The sequence below is a fragment of the Alcaligenes sp. Marseille-Q7550 genome (assembly GCF_965112015.1).
Genome location: NZ_CBCOPU010000002.1, coordinates 964,450 through 987,774 on the forward strand (window position 1 = coordinate 964,450; position 23,325 = coordinate 987,774).

The window sequence follows — 23,325 nt, forward strand, 5'->3', positions numbered from 1 at the left end:
ACGGACCGGCTCTAACCCGCCCGCCTGCCCGATACCCTGGGCGGCAGCGCCTCCAGCAGGCCCGGTTCGCTGAACACGCACCGGGTCAGCTCCACGGCATTGCGCACCCGCAGTTTCTGGAAGACCCGGGCCCGGTGCGCTTCCACGGTGCGCTGGGAAATAGCCAGTTCGGCCGCGATCACCTTGTTGGCCTTGCCGATGGCGATATAGGACAGCACGTCGCGCTCGCGCGGCGTCAGGCTGTCGAAGAGGACGTTGGCGGGAAGATGACCATTCAATACCATGTCAGCCTCGCGATACATGTGCCGGGCGGCCGTGCCGCTGCCGGCTCAACTTGTTAACCATAAGACATATTTTGTCATTTTATGCAACATACGAGCGACTGTTAGCTCTGACAGGATGACTTTGTCACAGGTCTAAGTGGTCAATAAAAAAGCACGGCCTGAACCGTGCTTCGTTGTCCTTGCTGCCGTGATCGCGCAATCAGGCCTTCACCATCTCCAGGTTGTCGATCAGCCGGGTGGCGCCCAGCTTGGCGGCGGCCAAGGCCACCAGCGGCTCGCCGCCCTGGATCTGTTCCGGCGTGGGTTCCAGCAGGTCGGACTGGCGGCGCAGGGCCATGTAGTCCACCTGCCAGCCGCGTTCGGTCAGGCGGCGGGCGGCGCGCTCCTCGATCTGCTCGCGGCTGTCGCCCTGCTGCAATTGCCGCGCCATTTCCTGCAGCGCCTGGTAGAGCTGCGGCGCTTCGGCGCGCTCGGCCTCGCTCAGGTAACGGTTGCGGGAGGACATGGCCAGGCCGTCGGTCTCGCGCACGGTCTCGTGCGCCAGGATTTCCACCGGCAGCTGGAACTGGCGCACCATCTGGCGCACCACCATCAACTGCTGGTAATCCTTCTTGCCGAACACGGCCACGCGCGGCTGCACGCAGGAGAACAGCTTGAGCACCACCGTGCACACGCCTTCGAAGAAATCGGGGCGGAAATGCCCTTCCAGGATGCGGCCCAGGTGGTCCGGCGGGCTGACGCGGAAATTCTGCGGCTCCGGGTACATTTCCTTTTCCGACGGCGCGAACAGTACGTAGACGTCCCGTTCCTGCTCCATCTTGGCCACGTCGTCCTGCAAGGTGCGCGGATAACGGTCGAAGTCCTCGTTGGGCCCGAACTGCAGGCGGTTGACGAAAATGCTGGCGACCACCGGATCGCCGTGCTGACGGGCCAGCTTCATCAGCGACAGGTGAGCCTGGTGCAGATTGCCCATGGTAGGCACGAATGCCACGCGTGTCTGGCCCTGGAGCTGATCGCGCAGTTCTTGGATGTTGTGGACGACTTTCAAAAATTTCTCCGCTACGGAATGAGGCCGGCTGGCCCGCCCTAGGCCCGGATGTAGGTCAGGCGCAGGTAAATGGGAGCATAGGGCTCGGCCTGGGTGATTTCAAGCAGGGACTCTCGTGCCAGTTCCAGCATGGCCAGAAAGTGCACGACAATCACCGCCGCCGGATCTCCCTGATCCAGGCGTTCGGAAAAAAGCTGGGTGAATTCCATGAAGCGCACGTCCTGCAATCGGCGCAGGATCTGGCTCATGTGATCGCGAACCGACAATTGCTCGCGGGTGATCTTGTGGCTGGCGTTGAGCTTGGCGCGCTTGAGGATGCCCAGCCAGGCCTGGCGCAGGTCGTCGGCGCAGACCTCGGGCAGGATCTCCTCCACGACCAGCTCGGCGTGGGCGGCCGCCAGAAGGTAATCGCGTCCCTGCAAGGGCAGCTCGTCCAGGCGGCGCGCCCCCAGCTTCATGCGTTCGTACTCCAGCAGGCGGCGCACCAGCTCGGCGCGCGGGTCCTCGACCTCCTCGCCGGTGTCGGCCTTGCGCACGGGCAGGAGCATGCGGGACTTGATCTCGATGAGCAGGGCCGCCATCAGCAGGTACTCCCCGGCCAGCTCCAGATTGCTGGCGCGGATCTGCTCAACATAGGCCAGGTACTGCCCGGTGACCTGGGCCATGGGAATGTCCAGGACGTTGAAGTTCTGCTTGCGTATCAGGTACAGCAACAGGTCCAGCGGGCCTTCGAAGGCGTCCAGAAAGGCTTCCAGCGCATCGGGCGGGATGTACAGATCCTGGGGTATGGCGAACAGGGGTTCGCCGTACAGTCGCGCCAGCACCGCATCGGCATCGGCCTGCGGCTCGTCCAGCGCGATTTCCTGTTCGATCTCGGACACAGGTCAGGCGTGCGGCTTCAGTTGTTCTCGTAGTACACGTAAGGCTTCTGAGGCGTGCGCGCCGCCTTGTAGCCGTCCTGCAGCTCCTGGTCGATCTGCTTGTCCCACAGACGATGACGGCCTTCGCGCTGACGCGCTTCGGTATCGGGATACTGATCTTTGTATTGCTTGAGGAACTGGGTGATTTCCGATTCGTAATTCTTTGCCATAATACCTGTACGCCTAAAGTAATTGGATAACAGAAAAGTTCGAGTTTACTGCACCGAACACCGGAGAGCTCGCTGCATGACGTCTGTCACGACCGAAACCGCTGCCGATGCGGCCATGTCTTCCCAGGAGCGCCGCGCCATACGCATCATTCCCTACATCGTCGGCTGCGCGCTCTTCATGCAGATGCTGGACTCCACGGTGGTGGCCACCGCCCTGCCCACCATGGCGCTCTCGCTGGACACCAGCGTGATCCGCATGAACATCATCATCACCAGCTACCTGCTGGCCGTGGCCGTGTTCGTGCCCATCAGCGGCTGGGCCGCCGATCGCTTCGGCGCCCGCAAGGTGTTCCTGGCCGCCATTTTACTCTTTACCGTCAGTTCTGTTGCATGCGCCTTGTCCCAGAACCTGCCGCAACTGGTGGCCGCCAGGGTGGTGCAGGGCATGGCCGGGGCCATGATGGTCCCGGTCGGGCGCATCATCCTGCTGCGCCGCGTGCCCAAGGACCAGTTGCTGGGCGCCATGGCCGTGCTGACCCTGCCCGCCTTGCTGGGGCCCATCATCGGCCCGCCGGTGGGCGGCTTCCTGGTCACCTACGCCACCTGGCACTGGATATTCCTGATCAACATCCCCGTAGGGCTGCTGGGCATCGCCCTGGTGCTCAAGTACATCCGCGAAGACTACCCCATGGAGCGCGCCCCCTGGACTGGCTGGGCTTTCTGCTGAGCGCCGTCTGCCTGGCCACGCTGGTGACCAGCTTCGAGAACGTGGGCCACGGCACGCTGAGCTGGCCCACCCTGGGCTGGCTGACCCTGACCGGCCTGGCGGCCGGGCTCTGGTACGGCTGGCATTCGCGCCAGGCCGCCTACCCCATCATCGACCTGACGCTGCTGCGCACCAAGACCTTCGCCATTTCCGTGCTGGGCGGCAATCTGTGCCGCTTTTCCCTGGGCGCTTCGCCTTTCCTGCTGGCCATTCTGCTGCAGACCAGCTTCGGCATGAGCGCCCTGGCCGCCGGCCTGATCACCTTCACGGGCGCCATCGGCGCGCTGGTCATGAAGCTGGCCGCTCCGCCCATCATACGGCGCTATGGCTTTCGCCGGGTGCTGATCGTGAACGCCTGGCTGACCGGGCTGTTCATCGCCCTTTGCGCCCTGTTCCAGGCCAGCACGCCGCTGTGGCTGATGGCCGCCGTGCTGACGGCGGGCGGCTTCTTCCGTTCGCTGCAATTCACGGCCGTGAACACGCTGACCTATGCCGACCTGGACTCGCACGCCATGAGCCGCGCCAGCAGCTTCGCGGCCATGGCCCAGCAGTTGGCGATCAGCCTGGGGGTGGCCTGCGCGGCCGTCACCCTGAACGTCAGCATGTCCCTGCGCGGCGCCACCGCCGTTGCCACGCAGGACGTGGTCTGGGCCTTCCTGATCCTGGGCGCCATCACGGCCGCCTCCAGCCTGTCCTTCGCCCGCCTGTCGCCGGCTGACGGCGACGCCCTGCAGGAAAAACAGACCCGAAAGTCATCCAGCGCTAGAGGCCGCGCAGCGCCGGCGTTCAGGCTGGAGCGGCCGCATCGGCCAGCAGCATCACCAGCTTGCAGTCCGGCCGGATCGCCAGCCTGAAGGTGAACTGCTGGACGCGCCGCCCGCCCAGCCGCGGGTGCCGGAAATCCCGCAGGCCGCCTTCGCGCTCGACCACCGTCTGCCGCCCCCACCAGAAGGCGAACACCTGGCTTTGCTGGGCCAGTTCGTGGATCAGGGCCTGCGGAGCCGGCTCGTTCGCCTGCGCGCCGACGGCGGCGCGGAATTCGGCCACCGCGCGGCTGGCGCGCTGCTCCCAGTCCTGCACCAGGTCGCGCGCGGCCGGATCCAGGAAGATATAGCGCAGCAGATTGGGCTGCTCGCTGCGGTCGGGCCAGCCGTCGAACAGCTCCAGCAGGGCCTCGTTGCGCGCCAGCACGTTCCAGCTGCGATCCAGGATGTAGGCCGGCGCAGTGATGCTGTCCACGCAGGCGCTCAAGCCCTGCGGCAGGGGCTGGATGTCGCCCTGCCAGTGTTCCGGATCGGCGCAGTCGGCCAGCTCGAACAGGTAGTGGCGCTCCGCGCGGGCCAGCTTCAGCACGGACGCCAGGCGCGCGCAGACCGCCGGCGAGACGGTGACATCGCGGCCCTGCTCGATCCAGGTGTACCAGGTGGTGCTGATGTCGCACAACTGCGCCACCTCTTCGCGGCGCAGGCCCGGCGTGCGCCGCCGCACGCCGGGGGCCAGGCCCAGGGCCTCGGGCCGGATGCGTTCACGGGCATGGCGCAGGAAGCGGCCCAGCGCCTGGCGCCGGGTGAGGGCGGCGGACTGCTCCGCCGCGGTTCCGGTGCGCCCGCCCATGTCAGCCCAGCACGCTGGACAAGGTACGCCGCACGTCCTCTTCCGTGCGGCCGCTGCGCCGGATGTAGTCCTGCAACTGGTCTTCGCCGATATTGCCCACGTTGAAATACTTGGACTGGGGGTGGCTGAAGTAGAAGCCGGACACGCTGGAGGCCGGGATCATGGCGTAGCTGTCGGTGATGAACATGCCGATCTCCTCGCACTGCAGCACGCGGAACATCTCCTGCTTGACCACATGCTCCGGGCAGGCCGGATAGCCGGGAGCCGGGCGTATGCCCTGGTATTTTTCATCGATGAGCTCCTCGTTGGACAGGCGCTCGTCGGTGACGTAACCCCACAGGTCGGTGCGCACGCGAGCGTGCAGGCACTCGGCGAAGCCCTCGGCGAAGCGGTCGCCCAGGGCCTTGATCATCAGGTCCGAGTAATCGTCGCCCTCGGCCTGGAAGCGCTCGGACAGCTTGTCCACCCCGAGGCCGCCGGTCACGGCGAACAGGCCGATGTAGTCGGCCACGCCGCTTTCCTTGGGCGCGATGTAATCGGCCAGGCACTTGCTGTCCACGCCTTCGCGCTTGACGCCCTGCTGGCGCAGGTTGCGCCAGGTGAAGAGCACCTCGCTGCGCGACTCATCGGCATAGACCTCGATGTCCTCGCCGTTGACCGTGTTGGCCGGGTAGAAGGCGACCACGCCGTTGGCGGTGAGCCAGCGGCCTTCGATGACCTTCTTGAGCATGGCCTGTCCTTCCGCGAACAAGGTCCTGGCCTGCTCGCCCACCACCTTGTCCTCCAGGATGGCGGGATACTTGCCGAACAGGCTCCAGGTCTGGAAGAAAGGCGTCCAGTCGATGTACTGGGCGATTTCGGCCAGGTCGTAGTTCTTGAACACGCGCCGGCCGATGAACTTGGGACGCGGCGGCACATAGGCGGACCAGTCTATGGCCGGCTTGTCCTCGCGCGCCTTGTCCAGGGAGATCAGCGGCGTGGCCTTGCGGTTGGCATGGCGCTGGCGCACCTGCTCGTATTCCTCGCGGATCTCGGCCAGGAACTCCTCGACATTGTCCGACACCAGGTTGGTGGCCACGCCCACGCAGCGGCTGGCGTCCGGCGTGTAGATGACCGGGCCGTCGTAGTGCGGCGCGATCTTCACGGCCGTGTGCACGCGGCTGGTGGTGGCCCCGCCTATCATCAGGGGAATGTTGCGCTCGCGGAAGTAGGGATCGCGCTGCATTTCGGACGCCACGTAGGCCATTTCCTCCAGGCTGGGCGTGATCAGGCCCGACAAGCCCACGATATCGGCTTGCACTTCCTTGGCCTTGGCCAGGATCTCGGCGCAGGGCACCATCACGCCCATATTGACCACTTCGAAGTTGTTGCACTGCATGACCACCGACACGATGTTCTTGCCGATGTCGTGCACGTCGCCCTTGACCGTGGCGATGACCATGCGGCCCTTGGAGCGCACGTCGCCGCCGGCCGCCTCGATCTGGCGCTTTTCTTCTTCGATGAAGGGAATCAGGTGGGCCACGGCCTGCTTCATGACGCGCGCGGACTTGACCACCTGCGGCAGGAACATCTTGCCCTGGCCGAACAGATCGCCCACCACGTTCATGCCGTCCATCAGGGGACCTTCGATGACGGAGATGGGGCGGCCGCCCTGGGCGGCGATCTTCTGCCGGACCTCTTCCGTATCTTCCACGATGAAGGTGGTGATGCCATGCACCAGGGAGTGGATCAGACGCTGCTCCACCGAGGCTTCGCGCCAGGCCAGGTCTTCTTCCTTCTTGGCGCCCGAGCCCTTCACGCTTTCGGCCATCTCCACCAGACGCTCCGTAGGGGTGCGCTCATCGGCCGGATCCGTCTTGCCCTTGGGCTCGGCGCGGTTCAGGATGACGTCCTCGATCAGGTCGCGCAGATGCGGCTCGATGTCGGCATACACGCCCAACTGGCCCGCGTTCACGATGCCCATGGTCAGGCCTTCCTGGATCGCGTAATACAGGAACACCGTGTGGATGGCCTCGCGCATGGCTTCGTTGCCGCGGAAGGAGAAGCTGACGTTGGAGATGCCGCCCGACAGGCGCGCGTGCGGCAGATTCTTGTGGATCCAGCTCACGCCCTGGATGAAGTCCAGGCCGTAGTTGGCGTGCTCGTCCATGCCCGTGGCCACCGCGAACACGTTGGGATCGAAGATGATGTCCTCGGGCGGGAAGCCCACCTCGTCCACCAGCAGGCGGTAGGCGCGCTCGCAGATCTCGATGCGGCGCTGGAGGTTGTCGGCCTGGCCCTGCTCGTCAAAAGCCATGACCACCACGGCGGCGCCGTACTTGCGGCACAGGCGGGCGTGCTCCAGGAAGGGTTCGATCCCCTCCTTCATGGAGATGGAGTTGACGATGGCCTTGCCCTGCACGCAGCGCAGGCCGGTCTCGATCACGTCCCACTTGGAACTGTCGATCATGATGGGCACGCGGGCGATATCCGGCTCGGAGGCGATCAGGTTCAGGAAGCGGTGCATGCAGGCCGCCGAGTCCAGCATGCCTTCGTCCATGTTGATGTCGATGATCTGGGCGCCGTTCTCGACCTGCTGGCGCGCCACGGACAGGGCCTCTTCGTAGTTCTCTTCGCGGATCAGGCGCAGAAAGGCCTTGCTGCCCGTGACGTTGGTGCGCTCGCCGACGTTCACGAACAAGGTGTCGTCGTCGATGTTCAAGGGCTCCAGGCCCGACAGGCGCGTCTTGACGGGAACCTCGGGCACGACGCGCGGCGGCAGGTCCCGGCACAGCTCGGCGATGGCGGCAATGTGCTCGGGCGTGGTGCCGCAGCAGCCGCCCACCATGTTCACCAGTCCGGCCTGGGTGAATTCCTGCAGCAGGGCGGAGGTATCGGCCGGCGTTTCATCAAAGCCCGTTTCCGCCATGGGATTGGGCAGGCCGGCGTTGGGGTACACGCAGACATAGGTGTCGCAGAGCTTGGACAGCTCGGCCACGTAGGGGCGCATGAGCGCCGCACCCAGGGCGCAGTTCAGGCCTATGGTGATGGGGCGGGCATGGCGCATGGAGTTCCAGAAGGCTTCCACGGTCTGGCCCGACAGGATGCGCCCGGAGGCGTCCGTCACCGTGCCCGACACCATGACGGGCACGCGCTCGCCGCGCTCCTCGAAGACGCTTTCCAGGGCGAACACCGCCGCCTTGGCATTCAGGGTGTCGAACACGGTCTCGATCAGCAGGATGTCCACGCCGCCGTCCAGCAGGGCGTTGACCTGCTCGGCGTAGGCCACGCGCAACTGCTCGAAAGTCACGTTGCGGGCCGCCGGATCGTTCACGTCCGGGGAAATGGAGGCGGTCTTGGGCTGTGGGCCCAGCGCGCCGGCCACGAAGCGCGGCCAGTCCGGGGTGCTGAAGGCGTCGCGCGCCGCACAGGCTAGACGCGCCGATTCCAGGTTCAGGTCGTAGCTGATGCCCGGCAGGTCATAGTCGCCCTGGGCGATGTCCGTGGCGCCGAAGGTATTGGTGCTGATGACGTCCGCGCCCGCTCGCAGGTACTGGTCGTGGATCTCGCGGATGATGTCCGGGCGCACCAGCGACAGCAGTTCGTTGTCGCCCTTCAGGTCCTTGTGATGGTCCGCGAAACGCTCGCCCCGGAAATCCGCCTCGCCCAATTTGTAACGTTGGATCATGGTGCCCATGGCACCGTCCAGGATCATGATCCGCTGGCCCAGGCGGCGAGCGAACTCGGCCCCGCGAGTGTAGGCGGAAATCGGATAAGGCAAAGCAGGATGGGACACTGGCAAACCCCGTGGCAAGTAAAAAAAGACCCCCGCGCCGCGCCTCCGGCTTGCTGGCCTCCAAGGGCGCCGGCCGCGAATCTGGTGGATTGACGCCACAATTGTAGCCTTTTGCATCCGCGAACAGACCCAAACCCTTAACGTTTGCGTCACAGGCATGTAACATTTGCCGCTCGGAAAGAGGTGCTTTCCGGTCCGGCCCCGCCCGGGCCTGGGAAAGTCAAATGGGAAACGACCCCCGCTCCGCCCAGGAGCGGCCAAACGTGCTGCCCCCGCAACGGTACATGCCCCGCGCATAGCCCGATACCAGCCTCTTGGGACCTGCCCGCAGGTTCCTGCCGCCCTGAATCCATTGCCGCCCCACCGCCGGGCGGCCTCGTTCAACGACGTGCGGGGACGCACGTCATACAGGAATCACCATGTCCGCATTTTCCCTCCGGCCATTGATGGCCGCCGTGGCCGGCGCCCTGCCGCTGCTCGCCGCCGCCCAGACCGCCCCCGTCGCCAAGCTCGAACAAATCGTGGTCACTCCAAGCAGCATCGAACAGCCGCTGAAGAACGTCGTGGGCGACGTGACCGTGATCGGCCGCGATGCCCTCCAGAAAGCCGGCCAGAGCAGCGTGGCCGAGATCCTGCAGCGCCAGCCCGGCGTGGAGATCACCACCAACGGCGGCCCGCAGGCCGTCACCAGCATCTACCTGCGCGGCACCAATCCGCAGCAGACCCGCGTCATGATCGACGGGATGCGCATCAACAGCTCGACCAGCGGCTCGGTGAACTGGCAGGCGCTGGATCCCGCGCTGATCGAGCGCATCGAGATCGTGCGCGGCGCCGGCAGCAGCCTGTACGGATCGGACGCCATCGGCGGGGTGATCAACATCATCACCCGGAGAGGCCAGCGCGAACGCGCCTTGAGCGCCTGGGGCAATGTGGGCCTGGGTTCCTACGACACTTTCAAGTCCAGCGCCGGCTTCTCCGGCGCCACGCAGGGCTGGGACTACAGCCTGGCGACCAGCTACGGCACGAGCGACGGCTTCAACGCCACCAACCCCCAGGCCGGCAGCTTCACCTACAACCGCGACAAGAACGGCTACACGCAGCACGGCTTCAGCGGCACGCTGGGCTATGAATGGGCCCAGGGCCAGCACCTGGGCCTGACCGCGCTGAACAGCTACATGGACGGCCAGTTCGACGGCGGCCCCGGCATCAAGACTCCCAGCACACTGACCCGCCAGCAGGCCTATGGCCTGACCAGCACCAACAAGCTGGCCGAACGCTGGACCAGCCGCCTGAGCGCCTCGCTGAGCAAGGAAGATGTGGAAACCCGGCTGTACGGCTCACGCTATTCCACCCTGCAGCGCCAGTACAGCTGGCAGAACGACCTGGCCGTGGCCCGGGGCCATACCGTCTCGCTGCTGGCCGAGCGCCTGGAAGAGCGCATCAAGCACACCACCGTGCACAACGAAGACAAGCGCAACACCAATGCCTTCGCCCTGATCTACCGCGGCGACCTGGACCGCCACCACCTGCAGGCCAGCGTGCGCAACGACAATATCAGCGGCTACGGCAACAAGGTGACCGGCGGCCTGGGCTACGACCTGGACGTGACCGACAACTGGACCGTGGGCGTGGCGGCGAACACCGGCTTTCGCGCGCCGACCTTTGCCGACCTGTACACCCCCTACAGCTGGGGCTTCCAGGGCAATCCCGACCTGCGCCCCGAGAAGTCGCGCAACGTGGAAGGCCATGTACGCTATGCCGACGACACGACCGAGCTGGGCCTGGTGGTCTACCAGAACCGCATCCGCGACATGATCAACCCCTACGTCTGCGATGCGAATTTCGAATGCACGACCTCCAACACGGAACGTGCCCGCATCACCGGCCTGACCCTGACGGCCATGAAGCAACTGGGCGACACCACTCTGACGGCCAGCGCCGACTTCGCCAATCCCAAGGACGACAATACCGGCAATCAGCTGATCCGCCGCGCCAGGCAGAACTACAAGCTGGCCGTGGAACAGCGCTTTGACGCCCTGAAAGTCGGCGCCGAGTACCAGTTCGCCACCCGCCGCTTCGAAGACGCGGACAACAAGGTGCGCCTGGGCGGCTACGGCCTGCTGAACCTGACGGCCAGCTACCCCATCACCGCCAGCCTGGAAGCCCAGCTGCGCTGGAACAACGTGCTGGACAAGGACTACACCCTGATCCGCGGCTACAACAATCCCGGCTCCAGCGTGTTCCTGAACCTGGCCTGGCGCATGTAAGAATGGCGCAAGGGCCGGCCTTGCGCCGGCCCGCCCTGGAAACCCGACCATGCCCGCTTTCGCCACGACTTCCCGCCTGCGACGGCTCCTGAGCGCCATGGCGGGCGCATGTCTGCTGGCCGCGAAGGCGGCCTGTGCGAGCACCCTGGGCGCGCCGGCGCAGGCGGAATCTCCCACGGTCGTGAGCCTGGCCCCGCACATCACGGAAATCCTCTTTGCCGCCGGCGCGGGCGACCATCTGCTGGCCGTGGACAGCGCCAGCGACTTTCCGCCCGGCGCCCTGACCCTGCCGCGCATCGGCGATGCGCTGCGCGTCAACCCCGAACGGCTGCTGCAGCTCAAGCCCGACCAGGTCTGGGCCTGGCAGAGCGGCCAGATCGGCCCCGAACTGACCCGGCAGCTGCAGCAGGCCGGCATAGGCCTGACCCTGGCCGCTCCCGTCCGCCTGGACGACATTCCCGCCCTGGTGCGTCAGGCCGGGCTGGAACTGGACACGCGGGACCAGGCCGAACGGGCCGCCGCCGCCCTGGAGAACCAGATCGCCGCGCTGCGCCAGGACCGCCATCCGGGCGACGCCGTAACGGCTTTCCTGGAGATCGGCCACGAGCCCCTGTATACGCTGGCCCGCGATCCCTTGACCCAGGATGTGCTCGACACCTGCGACGCGCGCAACATCTACGCCGGGCACGCCGCCGTGGCGCCCACCATCAGCCTGGAAGACGTGCTGCACAAGAAGCCGCAGGTGGTCATCATGGCCTACCGCGACCCGGCAATGCTGCGCGAGCGCCACCGTTTCTGGGAAAGGCACCTGGGGCTGGCGCCCCAGGCCCTGCTCAACCTGGACCCCGACGCCCTGTACCGCCCCGGCCCCCGCCTGATCGACGCCGCGCACGAGCTGTGCGAACAGCTGGACCACTACCGGGCCAGCCAGCCCTGAGCGTCGCTTCCGGACGGACGCCGCGCGCTTGGCCGCCGATTCGCCACGATGGCCGCGGGCCAGCCCACGCGGAATCCATAAATCGATTATTCTTCTGTTTATTGGCTATTTGAAACAGCCTGCGCCTGTCCGCGCGCAGTTCTCCCGCATCACCACCATGACCCACACCCTGAAGAACGACCCATTTGTCCTGGCCGGCAAGACCTATCAATCCCGCCTGCTGGTGGGCACCGGCAAATACAAGGATTTCGACGAAACGCGCGAGGCCATCGAAGCCAGCGGCGCGGAAATCGTCACCGTGGCCATCCGCCGCACCAATATCGGCCAGAACGCCGACGAACCCAGCCTGCTGGACTATCTGCCGCCCTCCAAGTACACGCTGCTGCCCAATACCGCCGGCTGCTACACCGCCGAAGACGCGGTACGCACCCTGCGCCTGGCGCGCGAGCTGCTCGACGGCCACAAGCTGGTCAAGCTGGAAGTGCTGGGCGACTCCGGCAACCTGTTCCCCAATATGCCCGAGACCCTGAAAGCCGCCAGGACACTGGTCGCCGAAGGGTTCGACGTCATGGTCTACTGCGCCGACGACCCCATCCAGGCGCGCATGCTCGAGGACATAGGCTGCGTGGCCATCATGCCGCTGGCCTCGCTGATCGGCTCGGGCATGGGCATCCTCAATCCCTGGAACCTGCGCCTGATCATCGACCAGAGCAAGGTCCCCGTCCTGGTGGACGCCGGCGTGGGCACGGCCTCGGACGCCGCCATCGCCATGGAGCTGGGCTGCGACGGCGTGCTGATGAACACCGCCATCGCGGGCGCGCGCCAGCCCATCCTGATGGCCAGCGCCATGAACCTGGCCGTGCAGGCCGGCCGCCAGGCCTACCTGTCCGGCCGCGTGCCGCGCAAGTACTACGACGCCGACCCCAGTTCGCCCACCGAAGGCCTGATCCACTCCCGCACGTCCTGACGACATGATCCCCAATACGCTGACCATCGCCGGAGTCGATCCCTCCGGCGGCGCCGGCATTCTGGCCGACGTGAAGGCCATGAGTGCGCTGGGCGCCTACGCCACCGCCGTGATCGCCGCCCTGACCGCCCAGAACACCCAGGGCGTCACCGGCATCTGCCCCGTCCCCGTGGACTTCGTGCGCCAGCAGATCGATACCCTGTTCGCCGACGTGCGCATCGACGCCGTCAAGATCGGCATGCTGGGCCAGGAAGCCGTCACCCGCGTGGTGGCCGACCGCATGGCGCACTTCAAGCCCAGGCATCTGGTGCTGGATCCGGTCATGATCGCCAAGAGCGGCGACCACCTGCTGGAACGCGCCGCGGTCAACGCCCTGCGCGAAGAACTGGTTCCCCAATGCACCATGATCACGCCCAACCTGCCCGAGGCCGGCGTGCTGCTGGACGCCCGCCCGGTCGAGACCCTGAAGGAAATGCGCCAGGCGGCCGAACGCCTGCGCCGCCTGATGGACCACAGCGACCAGCGCTGGGTATTCCTGAAAGGCGGCCATTTGCCCGGTTCGGACTGCATCGACCTGCTGCACGACGGCGACCAGATGATAGAAATGCCGGCCAAGCGCATCGCCACGGCCAACACGCACGGCACCGGCTGCACCTTGTCAGCGGCGCTGGCCGCCCTGCTGCCCCAGCACGCCAGCGTGCCGCAAGCCGCCCTGGCGGCCAAGCAGTACCTGTACGAAGCCATCGCCCGCTCCGGCGAGCTGGAAGTGGGCAGCGGCCATGGCCCGGTGCACCATTTCCACCGCCTCTGGCCGTCCTCCTAACTGCGGCCGCCCACGGGCGGCGCCTTTCGCTTCTATGTCTACACTCGGTATCATCGTCGCCATGCACGAAGAGCTGGAAGTCGTGCTGGCCCGCCTGCAGGACGCCCGGACCCATCACCGCGCCGGCATGACCTTCCATTGCGGCGCCTACCTGGGCAAGGCCGTGGTGGCCGTAGTCTGCGGCGTGGGCAAGGTCAATGCGGCCGCCTGCACGCAATTGCTGATTTCGGAATTCTCCGTCGGCCGCATCATCAACATCGGCATCGCCGGCGGCCTGGCCCCCGGCATCGTGCCCGGGGACGTGGTCATCGCCGACACGCTGGTGCAGCACGACATGGACGTGCAGGCCCTGGGCCTGCCGCCCGGCCAGATATTCCGCCTGGACACCTTCGACTTTCCGGCCGACCCCGCCCTGCTGGCCATCGCCCGCCAGGCCGCGCAGCGCATCGAGGGCCACCGGGTGCACGTGGGCCGAATTGTTACCGGCGACCAATTCGTCGCCTGTAACGATAAAATACAATGGCTGACCCGTACGTTCGGAGCGCTGGCCTGCGAGATGGAAAGCGCCGCGATCGCCCACGTGTGCTACCTGAACTCCTTGCCCTTCGTCTGCATCCGCAGCATCTCCGACAATGCCAACCAGGGCGCGCACATGGATTTCGACACCTTCCTGCCGATCGCCGTGGACAATGCCAGCGCCCTGCTGCACGCCATGGTGCCGGCATGCTGAGAACGTGGACAGGTTCCATGCCCCGGCGCGCTGATACTGGTGCGCTGGCTTATAATCGATTCTTTGCCAAGCCTTTAGTTTTCTGGAAGCTATGAACATCACCGCGCTGTCTGAACTCGAACGTGCCCGTTACTACATGGTCGAACAACAAATCCGGCCCTGGAACGTGTCCGACGAAAACGTGCTGCAAGCCCTGTTCTCCGTCCAGCGCGAACGCTACGTTCCCTCGACCCTGCGCTCGATGGCCTTCTCGGACACCGAGCTGCCCCTGATCATCAACGCCGTGGACACCCACGAGACGATGCTCTCGCCCAAGGTCGAGGCCCGACTGGCCCAGGAACTGCAATTGCAGCCCACCGACGGCGTGCTGGAAATCGGCACCGGCTCGGGCTACCAGGCCGCCCTGCTCGCCCACCTGGCCCAGCAGGTCACCTCCATCGAAATCGACAGCAAGCTGGCCGCATTCGCGCAGGAAAACCTGCAGCGCAACAATGTGCGCAACGTCAAGGTCGAAGTGGGCGACGCCCACGCCGGCTGGGGCACCACCGAATACGACGCCATCCTGGTCACCGGCTCCGTACCCGCCATCCCCGACGCCCTGAAGTACCAGTTGTGCGTCGGCGGCCGCCTGGTCGTGGTGGTGGGCCAGAATCCCGTCATGACGGCCGTGCGCATCACCCGCACCAGCGCCGCCAGCTTCGAGACCACCCCCTGTTCGACACCTGGATCAAGCCTCTGCGCGGCACCGCCGTGTCCCAGTTCCGCTTCTGAACCAGGCCGGCATGGGGTCCGCCATCCGCCTGCAACTGTGCATTCTGGCCTTCGGCGTCCTGGGCGGCGCCGCCCAGGCCCAGGACCTGCTCCAGATCTGGAACCAGGCGCTGGCGCGCGAACCACAGTTCGGCGCCTCCCAGGCGGCCCGGCAGGCGGACCAGGAACTCGTTCCCCAAAGCCGCGCCAAGCTGCTGCCGCAGGTCACCGCCACCGGCACGGCTGAATGGCAGGAACGGCGCCAGACCAGTCAGTTCGCCAACCGCAACTCCACGGACCGCGCCGCCTGGACGCTGGCCTTGAGCCAGCCCGTCTACAACCGCAGCGCCTGGGCGCAATACGAGCGCGCCCAGCTTCTGGCCCGCAGCGCCGACGTCCGTCTGTCGCTGGACAGGCAGGACTTGATGCTGCGCGTGAGCCAGGGCTATTTCGACGTGCTGGCCGCGCAGGACGCGCTGGCCACCCTGAAGGCCCAGCAGGCCGCCATAGACGAACAACTGCGCGCCGCCGACCAGAACTTCCAACTGGGCGGCGCCACCATCACCGACGCCTACGAAGCGCGTTCCCGCCTGGACCTGACGCGCGCCAGCGTGCTGCAGGCGGAGAACGCCCTGCAGGTCGCTCAGGACAAGCTGGCCGCCCTGACCCTGGAACGCCCCGGGGAGCTGGCCCGGCTGCGCAGCCCGCTGCGCCTGCCCGCCCCGCAGCCGGCGCGCCTGCAGGACTGGCTGGACCAGTCCACCCAGTCCGGGCTGGCGGTGGCGCTGGCCGACCTTAACGCGCGCGCCGCCGAGGAACAACTCAAGAGCACCCAGGCGCAGCACCAGCCCACGCTGGCCCTGAAGGCCCAGACCGGCAGCGGTAGCGACCAGACCCTGTTCGGCCAGACCGGCGGCGGCCCGCGCTCGCTGAACAGCTCCGTGGGGCTGGAACTGAGCATTCCCATCTTCCGGGGCGGCGAAACCTCTTCGCAGGTACGCGAACAGACCTCGCGCCTGCAGCAGGCGCGCTATCAGCAGCAGTTCGCCGTGCAGCAGGCCATCCAGCAGACGCGCCAGTACTTTTCGGGCGTCACCACCGGCCTGGCCCGCGTGCAGGCCCTGGAAGCCGCCGAAAAATCCAGCCTGGAATCCGTGCAGGCCAACAAGCTGGCCTACGAGATCGGCGTGCGCGTGAACATCGACGTGCTCAACGCCCAGCAGCAACTGTACGAAACCCAGCGCAGCCTGTCCCAGGCCCGCTACGACGTCCTGATGAACAGCCTGCGCCTGAAGGCCGCCAGCGGCACGCTGGACGAGAACGACCTGCGCGCCGTCAACGAACTGCTCGATTCCTCCCGTACGACGCAACCCTGAATCCATGCGTCGGATCGGATCAAAGAGTGATCTGATCTTCTTTCCAAAGCTCAGTGCATACCCGGATAGGGAAGTCCCTGTCTCGGGCGCGCGCTCGCGTCCCGGCCCTGGATCCAATCCCTTTCGCCAGTTCTTTCCAGTCAACTGATAAAAAAGGTTTTTTCATCTGGCCACACGCAATGGATCCAAGCCTGCCCGCGTCGCCTGACTCATTCATGCAAGCTCGTTTCAAGGCTGGACCGGCAGCCGGCCATCTTTTTTTCAAATTACATGTCGATATGATTCAAATCATCAAATGATCTGATTTGATCGTACGCGACAGCCTTGCATCCGTTGCCGTCCCGTGCGGACCCGTTGGACCCATTGCCAACCACCCGGAAAGATCCGCCAGAGATCCAGGGGAAACGGAGACCATTCCATGAAATTTCTCAGAAAGCTGGACCGGCACCTGGAGCGCTGCCTCATGCTCTGGCTCTATGCCTTCGTCGTCATCGTCATCGTCGTCGAAGTGCTGCGGCGCTTCGCCCTGGACTACTCCTCGCTATGGGGGGAAGAGGCCGCCCGCTACGCCTTCATCTACCTGACCTGGATCGGCGCGGCCGCCGCCATCAAGAGCAACGGCCACATCCGCATCGACCTGCTGTTCAACCTGCTGCCGCCCCGGGGCGTCGCCCTGCTGAACATCCTGGCCGGCCTTTGCTCCGTCGTCTTCGCCGTCTTTGCGCTGCGCCTGTCCTGGGAGCCCGTGGCCGTATCCATGCAGTACGACTCCGTCACCGACGGCCTGCGCCTGACCAAGGCCTGGTTCCTGTTCGCCGTGCCCTTCGGCTTCACGCTGGTGCTGCTGCGCGCCGTGCAGATGACCTGGATCAGCGTGAGCGACCTGCTGCGCGGCTCCGTCACCCTGCCCGACAGCAAACTTTTCGACTGAGGGAGCAAGCATGCTTTATTCCAACTACAGCGCCGAGCTGAATGTCGGCATGGATGTGGCCGGCCCGCTGCTGCTGATGCTGGCCCTGTTCGCGCTGGGCGTGCCCATCTGGGTGTCCCTGGGGCTGACCGGACTGGCCATGCTCTGGTTCACCGGCGCCCTGCCCCTTTCGCTGCTGGGCGAGAGCCTGTTCAACGGCGTGGACGCCTTCGCCCTGATCGCCATCCCGCTGTACCTGCTGACCGGCGACGCCCTGGTGCGCACCGGCCTGTCGGACAAACTGCTCAACATCGCCGAAGCCACCATGGGTTCGCTGCGCACCGGCATGGGCACCTCCACCGTCATGGGCTGCGGCTTCTTCGCCTGCATTTCCGGCTCCGATGCGGCCGGCTGCGCGGCCGCGGGGCGCATCACCTTCGGCCGGCTGGTGGAGAAAGGCTATCCGCCCGCCTACGCCGCCGCACTGGTGGCGGCCGGCTCCTGCACCGGCATCCTGATCCCGCCGTCCATCGCCTACATCATCGTGGGCCTGGTCCTGGGCGTGCCGGTCACCAGCCTGTTCCTGGCGGCCGCCATTCCGGGCGTGCTGGTGCTCGTGGCCATCATGATCACCAACATCCTGATCAACCGCTGGCGCGGCTACGAGCAGAGCAGCCAGGGCTTCGACTGGGGCCGCTGGCTGGCCGCCATGTGGGACGGCAAGTACGCCCTGTCCATTCCCGTGGTCATCCTGGGCGGCATCTATTCCGGCTTGTTCACGCCCACCGAGGCGGCCGCCGTCGCCGTGCTGATCACCTTGGCCATCGGCTTCTGGAAGAAGACCATCACGCTGGCCGACATTCCCAAGATGCTGGCCAGCTCGGCCAAGGTCAACGGGGTGATCGTGCCCATCATCGCCGTGGCCCTGCCGCTGGCCCAGGCCCTGGCGCTGGTGGAAGTGCCCCAGGCCTTCGCCGGCATGATCAGCGACTACACCAGCGACCCGGTGCTCATCATCCTGCTGATGCTGGCCATCTTCATGCTGGCCGGCTGCTTCATGGAAGCCACGCCGAACATCGTCATCCTCTCGCCCATCATGTATCCGCTGGCCATGGAGATCGGCATGGATCCGCTGCACTTCTGCGTGTTCATGATCACCACCCTGGGCATAGGCTTCATCACGCCGCCGCTGGGCCTGAACCTGTTCGTGATTTCCGGCGTGACCGGTCAGCCCATCCTCAACGTGGCCCGGCATTCGGTCGCCTACGTGATCGCCCTGGTCGCCGTGGCCCTGATCATCGCCTTCGTCCCGCAGCTTTCGCTGTGGGCCTTCTAGAGAGATACGCATGTCTTTACTTGATTCCCTGTTTTCGCTGGAAGGCCGCCACGCCCTGGTCACCGGCGGCGGCACGGGGCTGGCGGCCGAGATCGCCCGCGCCCTGCATGGGGCCGGCGCCCGCCTCACCCTGGTCGGCCGGCGCGCCGCTCCCCTGGCCGAACAATGCGAGCGCCTGAACGCGGCGCGCCCCGGCACGGCGGATGCGCGCCAGGCCGACCTGTCCGATCCCCAGGCCATCGCCGCCCTGGCCGCGGAGCTGGGCGAAGGGCAGAGTCCCGACATCCTGGTCAACGCCGCCGGCGTCAACCTGCGCCAGCCCGCCCAGGCCACATCCCTGCAGGACTGGGACTACACCCTGCGCCTGAACCTGACCGCCCCCTTCCTGCTGGCCCAGGCCCTGGCGCCCGCCATGCGCCGGCGCGGCTGGGGCCGCATCGTGAACATCGGCTCGCTGCAGTCGGTCCGCGCCTTTCCCGACAGCATGGCCTACGGCGCCACCAAGGGCGCCATCGTGCAACTGACCCGCGCCATGGCCCAAGCCTGGTCCGGCGACGGAATCACCTGCAACGCCATCGCGCCGGGGCTGTTTCCCACCGCCTTGACGCAGGCGCTGTACCGCGACCCGGAACAACTGGCGCGCATGGCCGCCTCCACCTGCGTGGGCCGCAACGGGCAGCTGGAGGACCTGCACGGGCTGGCGATCTACCTGTGCAGCCCGGCCTCCTCGTTCATGACCGGGCAGACCCTTTTTCTCGACGGCGGTTTCACCGCCCGCTGACCTTTCACTGGTTTTCACTTATCCGGAGATGCCGTATGACTTGCCAGCTCATCGACCTGACCACCGAGACGCCCTGGTGGCGGCTCGAGACCGATGACCAGGAACTGCAGACCATGGCCCCCCGGCAGGCCGTGCGCATGCTGGAACAACTGCTGCTGATCCGCCGCTTCGAAGAACGCCTGTTGAACCTGAGCGTGCTGGGCGTGCTGCACGGCCCCGCCCACTCCAGCATCGGCCAGGATGGAGCCGCCGTGGGCGCCCTGTCCATGCTGGGGTCCCAGGACAAGATCAACGGCACCCATCGCATGCACCACCAGTTCCTGGCCAAGGCCCTGAACCATGCCTGCCCGGCCGACTACGATCCGTTGCAACAGGACTATCCCGCCGCCATGCAGGAAGTGGTCATGCGCACCTACGCGGAAATCCTGGGCCTGACGCCCGGCTACTGCGGCGGGCGCGGCGGCTCCATGCACCTGCGCCATCCCGAGGCCGGCATCTACGGCTCCAACGCCATCGTGGGCGGCAATCCCTCGCACGCCGTGGGCTACGCCTTCGCCGACAAGCTGCGCGGCCGCCCCGCCGTGTCCGTGGCCTTCTTCGGCGACGGCGCCACCCAGAGCGGAGCCTGCTACGAAGCGCTGAACCTGGCCGCGCTGTACAAGACCAGCACCATCTTCTTCATCGAGAACAATCTGTACGCCGTCTCCACGCACGTCAGCGAACAGACCCGCGAGACCCGCCTGTCGGCCCGCGGCCTGTCGCTGGGCGTGCCGGCCATCGAGTTCGACGGCATGGACGTGCTGGCGGCCCGGGCGGCCATGCGCGAGGCGCTGCGCATCATCAGCGAACAGGGCGGCCCCGTGCTGATCGAGGCCCGCACCTACCGCTACCTGCACCAGTCCGGAGCGCAGAAGGGCAGCGCCTTCGGCTATCGCGCCAAGGACGAGGAGGCCCAATGGGCCGAGCGCGACCCCATGATCGTCTATCCCCGCCAGCTGATGGCCCGGGGCCTGCTGGATCAGGAGCAATTCCAGGCCCTGTCCGCCAAGATGGACGCGGTTCTGAACGCCGCCCTGGACGTCCTGGTGCAGGACCACGCCGGCAAGCAGCCGCGCATCCGCGCCGAGCTGTGGCCGCGCCCCGAGACCGTGGATTACGGCATCCGCGGCGATCTCAGCGAACTGAACGGCCTGCCGGTCCTGGAGCAGGAGGACCTGCCCGCGACACGGCGCCAGCCCGCCAAGTTCGTGGACGTGATTTCCGCGGCCATGCTGCGCAACATGCAGCGGGACGACGGCATCGTCATCTTCGGCGAAGACGTGCACCGCCTGCGCGGAGGCACCGCCGGCGCCACGCGCAATATCGGGGAACAATACCCAAACCGCCTGATCGGCACGCCCATCTGCGAGAACGGCTTCACCGGCCTGGCGCTGGGCGCGGCGCTCAACGGCCTGCGGCCGGTGGTGGAGATCATGTACCCCGACTTCTCGCTGGTGGCCGCCGACCAGTTGTTCAACCAGATCGCCAAAGTGCGCCACATGTTCGGCGGCGAATTCCCGGTCCCCGTGCTGGTGCGCAGCCGCATGTCCGCCGGCACGGGCTACGGATCCCAGCATTCCATGGACGCGGCCGGCCTGTTCGCCCTGTATCCCGGCTGGCGCATCGTCGCCCCCTCGCGCCCCCACGACTACATCGGCCTGCTCAACGCCGCCCTGCGCTGCCACGACCCCGTGCTGATCGTCGAATACCAGGACCTGTTCCGCAATGTGGACGATGTGCCCGCCGACGAATGGGACTACATCGTGCCCTTCGGCAAGGCCCGCATCGCCCGCCCCGGCCAGGCCTGCACGGTGCTGACCTACGGCAATATGGTGGGCATGGCCTGCCGGGCGGCCGAGCTCAGCGGCGTGGACGCCGAAGTCATCGACCTGCGCAGCCTGGACGCCGCCGGCATCGACTGGGAATGCATCGAGGCCAGCGTGCGCCGCACCCAGGCGCTGGTCGTCGCGGAGCAGACCACGCGCGGCACGTCCATCGGCTCGCGCCTGATCAGCGACGCCCAGGCCCGCCTGTTCGACTGGCTGGACCACGAGATCGTCCACGTGACCGGCTCCGAGTCATCCCCTGTCGTCTCCAAGGTGCTGGAGGCCGCCGCCCTGGCCAATCAGGACGATCTGGCCCGGGCGCTCGTCCAGCTCCAGCGCACCCGCAACCCCAACTGGAGTCCCGAACATGCCAGCCAGGATTGATGACGCCCTCATGCACCATACGGCGCTGAGCGTGCATGATTTCGACCGCGCGCTGCGCTTCTACACCGGCTTTCTCGGCTTCGAGGTGGAAGGCGAGATGGACCAGCGTCGGGAGCCCGCGCTGGCCACCGTGGTCGGCCTGCCCGGCGCCTGCATACGCTGGGCCATGCTGCGCCTGGGAAGCCAGCGCGTCGAATTGTTCAAGTACTACGAACCCGTGGGCGATACGCAGCCCCGCCGCCAGTGCGACCTGGGCTACAACCACATCGGCTTCGTGGTGCCCGACGTGGATAAGGTCTACGAGCAAGCCGTGCAGGCCGGCTACGCCTGCGTCTCCCCGCCGCAGACGCTGCGCAACGGCGCCACCCGCGCCTTCTACCTGGCCGAGCCCGAGGGAGCCGTGACGGAATTCATCCAGTTCCTGGACGCGCAGGCGCCCGGGGCGCCGGGAGAGCGCCATGACTGATCGCCGCATCGCCTTCATCGGCTTGGGCACCATGGGCCTGCCCATGGCGCTGAACCTCGTGCGCGGCGGCTTCCAGGTGCAGGGCCACGACCTGAATCCCGAAGCGCTGGTGCAACTGGCCGGGCAAGGCGGCCAGGCCTGCGCCGACATCGCCCAGGCCTGCCGCCAAGCCGGACTGATCATCACCATGCTGCCGCGCGAAGAGCATGTGCGCGCCGTGCTGCTGGGGGCCGATGGCGTGCTCGAGCACGCGGCGCCCGGCGCGCTGGTGGTGGAGATGAGCACCATTTCCGTGGCCGGCAGCCAGGACATGGCGGCGCAGCTTGCCCGGGCCGGCATAGACATGATGGACGTGCCGGTGGGCCGCACCCCGGCCGACGCGCGCGCCGGCACCCTGCTGGCGCTCGCCGGGGGCACCGCGCAGCAACTGGAACGCGCCCGGCCCGCGCTCGATTGCATGGCCGACCGGGTGCTGCATCTGGGGCCGCAAGGCAACGGCGTGCGCATGAAGATCATCAACAACTTCATGTCCATGGTCGGCATGGTGATGACCGCCGAGACCCTGGCCCTGGCCGAAGCCAGCGGCATCGATCCGCTGCTGGCCGCCGAGGTCCTGCAGAACACCACGGCCGGCCGGGGGCAGATCAACGTCAACTATCCGCGCAAGGTGCTCAGCGGCGATGTGAGTCCCGACTTCCCCATCCACCTGGGCCTGAAGGACATCAGCCTGGGCGTGCAACTGGGCCGCGAGCTGGGCGTGCCCCTGTTCGTCGGCCAGGCCAGCCAGGCCCTGTTCCAGAGCGCCCAGAACCTGGGCCTGGCCAAGGCGGACTGCACCGCCATGCTGCTGGCGGTGCAGCAGCTTGCCGGGCGCATCCCTCTGATCCCCCTGCCCAAGGAGACGCCATGAATGCTCCCCGCTCCCGCGTCTGCACGCGCCTGCTCGGCGCCCTGACCCTGCTGCTGTTCGCCGCCTTCGTCCTGAACCTGCTCCTGGGCAAGCTGCACGCCCTGAAGCTGGGGACCTTCCCACGCCTGGACGACGCGGCCGAATTCCTCGTGCTGCTGCTGGCGGCCGGCAGCTTCGTGGCCTACACCTGCAGTCTGCCGTCCCGCTGATCCCTATACCAGCGCCTTGAAGCGCAATCCACAGGAG

19 protein-coding genes and 2 pseudogenes are annotated in these 23,325 nt (G+C 66.6%); 15 read left to right on the forward strand and 6 right to left on the reverse strand.

Features of this window, described 5'->3' with window-relative positions:
- Positions 1–11: 11 nt before the first annotated feature.
- The 4 genes from ACWPWO_RS13955 to ACWPWO_RS13970 all read right to left on the reverse strand — a co-directional run bounded on the left by ACWPWO_RS13955 (position 12) and on the right by ACWPWO_RS13970 (position 2,422).
- A complete protein-coding gene (locus tag ACWPWO_RS13955) occupies positions 12–284 on the reverse strand; it encodes a response regulator transcription factor (protein WP_454007085.1) in 273 nt (90 codons plus the stop codon).
- A gap of 199 nt (positions 285–483) precedes the next feature.
- Complete coding sequence (gene panC, locus ACWPWO_RS13960) at positions 484–1,332, reverse strand: pantoate--beta-alanine ligase (RefSeq protein ID WP_454007086.1); 849 nt, start codon at positions 1,330–1,332, stop codon at positions 484–486.
- 38 nt (positions 1,333–1,370) lie between these two features.
- On the reverse strand, positions 1,371–2,213 hold the full coding sequence (locus ACWPWO_RS13965; RefSeq protein ID WP_454007087.1) for a segregation and condensation protein A: 843 nt from the start codon (positions 2,211–2,213) through the stop codon (positions 1,371–1,373).
- A 17-nt stretch (positions 2,214–2,230) separates the two neighbouring features.
- A complete protein-coding gene (locus ACWPWO_RS13970) occupies positions 2,231–2,422 on the reverse strand; it encodes a DUF3460 family protein (protein ID WP_394061996.1) in 192 nt (63 codons plus the stop codon).
- A gap of 76 nt (positions 2,423–2,498) precedes the next feature.
- On the opposite strand from ACWPWO_RS13970, the pseudogene ACWPWO_RS13975 reads away from it, so the two are divergent.
- A pseudogene (locus ACWPWO_RS13975) lies at positions 2,499–4,042 on the forward strand (DHA2 family efflux MFS transporter permease subunit).
- Here ACWPWO_RS13975 and ACWPWO_RS13980 read toward each other — a convergent pair.
- Positions 3,975–4,802, reverse strand: coding sequence for a helix-turn-helix transcriptional regulator (locus ACWPWO_RS13980; protein ID WP_454007088.1), 828 nt, complete (start codon positions 4,800–4,802; stop codon positions 3,975–3,977). The pseudogene ACWPWO_RS13975 and the gene ACWPWO_RS13980 overlap by 68 nt on opposite strands.
- A gap of 1 nt (position 4,803) precedes the next feature.
- Positions 4,804–8,577: a methionine synthase gene (gene metH, locus ACWPWO_RS13985; protein WP_454007089.1), complete on the reverse strand. Its 3,774-nt coding sequence runs from the start codon at positions 8,575–8,577 to the stop codon at positions 4,804–4,806.
- Positions 8,578–8,996: 419 nt separating this feature from the next.
- Here metH and ACWPWO_RS13990 point away from each other — a divergent pair, with 419 nt between their 5' ends.
- From ACWPWO_RS13990 to ACWPWO_RS14055, 14 genes and pseudogenes are all read left to right on the forward strand, one after another.
- On the forward strand, positions 8,997–10,844 hold the full coding sequence (locus tag ACWPWO_RS13990; RefSeq protein WP_454007090.1) for a TonB-dependent receptor domain-containing protein: 1,848 nt from the start codon (positions 8,997–8,999) through the stop codon (positions 10,842–10,844).
- A gap of 49 nt (positions 10,845–10,893) precedes the next feature.
- The gene (locus ACWPWO_RS13995) at positions 10,894–11,781 is read left to right on the forward strand and encodes an ABC transporter substrate-binding protein (protein WP_454007091.1); all 888 of its coding nucleotides are present in this window, start codon (positions 10,894–10,896) and stop codon (positions 11,779–11,781) included.
- Between the two features lie 157 nt (positions 11,782–11,938).
- A complete protein-coding gene (locus ACWPWO_RS14000) occupies positions 11,939–12,748 on the forward strand; it encodes a thiazole synthase (RefSeq protein WP_454007092.1) in 810 nt (269 codons plus the stop codon).
- A gap of 4 nt (positions 12,749–12,752) precedes the next feature.
- Entirely contained in the window at positions 12,753–13,571 is an 819-nt protein-coding gene (gene thiD, locus ACWPWO_RS14005; RefSeq protein ID WP_454007093.1) for a bifunctional hydroxymethylpyrimidine kinase/phosphomethylpyrimidine kinase, read from the forward strand.
- Between the two features lie 34 nt (positions 13,572–13,605).
- Positions 13,606–14,301, forward strand: a complete 696-nt coding sequence (locus ACWPWO_RS14010; protein WP_454007094.1) for a 5'-methylthioadenosine/adenosylhomocysteine nucleosidase — start codon at positions 13,606–13,608, stop codon at positions 14,299–14,301.
- A 91-nt stretch (positions 14,302–14,392) separates the two neighbouring features.
- Positions 14,393–15,072: pseudogene (locus tag ACWPWO_RS14015) on the forward strand (protein-L-isoaspartate O-methyltransferase family protein).
- An 11-nt stretch (positions 15,073–15,083) separates the two neighbouring features.
- Positions 15,084–16,427: a TolC family outer membrane protein gene (locus tag ACWPWO_RS14020; RefSeq protein ID WP_454007095.1), complete on the forward strand. Its 1,344-nt coding sequence runs from the start codon at positions 15,084–15,086 to the stop codon at positions 16,425–16,427.
- 418 nt (positions 16,428–16,845) lie between these two features.
- Positions 16,846–17,358 (forward strand): TRAP transporter small permease, encoded by a 513-nt coding sequence (locus ACWPWO_RS14025; protein ID WP_454007096.1) that lies wholly within the window; start codon positions 16,846–16,848, stop codon positions 17,356–17,358.
- A 10-nt stretch (positions 17,359–17,368) separates the two neighbouring features.
- Positions 17,369–18,673, forward strand: a complete 1,305-nt coding sequence (locus ACWPWO_RS14030) for a TRAP transporter large permease (RefSeq protein WP_454007097.1) — start codon at positions 17,369–17,371, stop codon at positions 18,671–18,673.
- 10 nt (positions 18,674–18,683) lie between these two features.
- Positions 18,684–19,454 (forward strand): SDR family NAD(P)-dependent oxidoreductase, encoded by a 771-nt coding sequence (locus ACWPWO_RS14035; RefSeq protein WP_454007098.1) that lies wholly within the window; start codon positions 18,684–18,686, stop codon positions 19,452–19,454.
- A gap of 35 nt (positions 19,455–19,489) precedes the next feature.
- The gene (locus tag ACWPWO_RS14040; RefSeq protein ID WP_454007099.1) at positions 19,490–21,703 is read left to right on the forward strand and encodes an alpha-ketoacid dehydrogenase subunit alpha/beta; all 2,214 of its coding nucleotides are present in this window, start codon (positions 19,490–19,492) and stop codon (positions 21,701–21,703) included.
- On the forward strand, positions 21,687–22,169 hold the full coding sequence (locus ACWPWO_RS14045) for a VOC family protein (RefSeq protein ID WP_454007100.1): 483 nt from the start codon (positions 21,687–21,689) through the stop codon (positions 22,167–22,169). The genes ACWPWO_RS14040 and ACWPWO_RS14045 overlap by 17 nt, the downstream gene beginning before the upstream one ends.
- Complete coding sequence (locus tag ACWPWO_RS14050) at positions 22,162–23,079, forward strand: NAD(P)-dependent oxidoreductase (RefSeq protein WP_454007101.1); 918 nt, start codon at positions 22,162–22,164, stop codon at positions 23,077–23,079. The genes ACWPWO_RS14045 and ACWPWO_RS14050 overlap by 8 nt, the downstream gene beginning before the upstream one ends.
- Positions 23,076–23,288: a hypothetical protein gene (locus ACWPWO_RS14055; protein ID WP_454007102.1), complete on the forward strand. Its 213-nt coding sequence runs from the start codon at positions 23,076–23,078 to the stop codon at positions 23,286–23,288. Before ACWPWO_RS14050 ends, ACWPWO_RS14055 begins: the two co-directional genes overlap by 4 nt.
- Positions 23,289–23,325 lie beyond the last annotated feature (37 nt).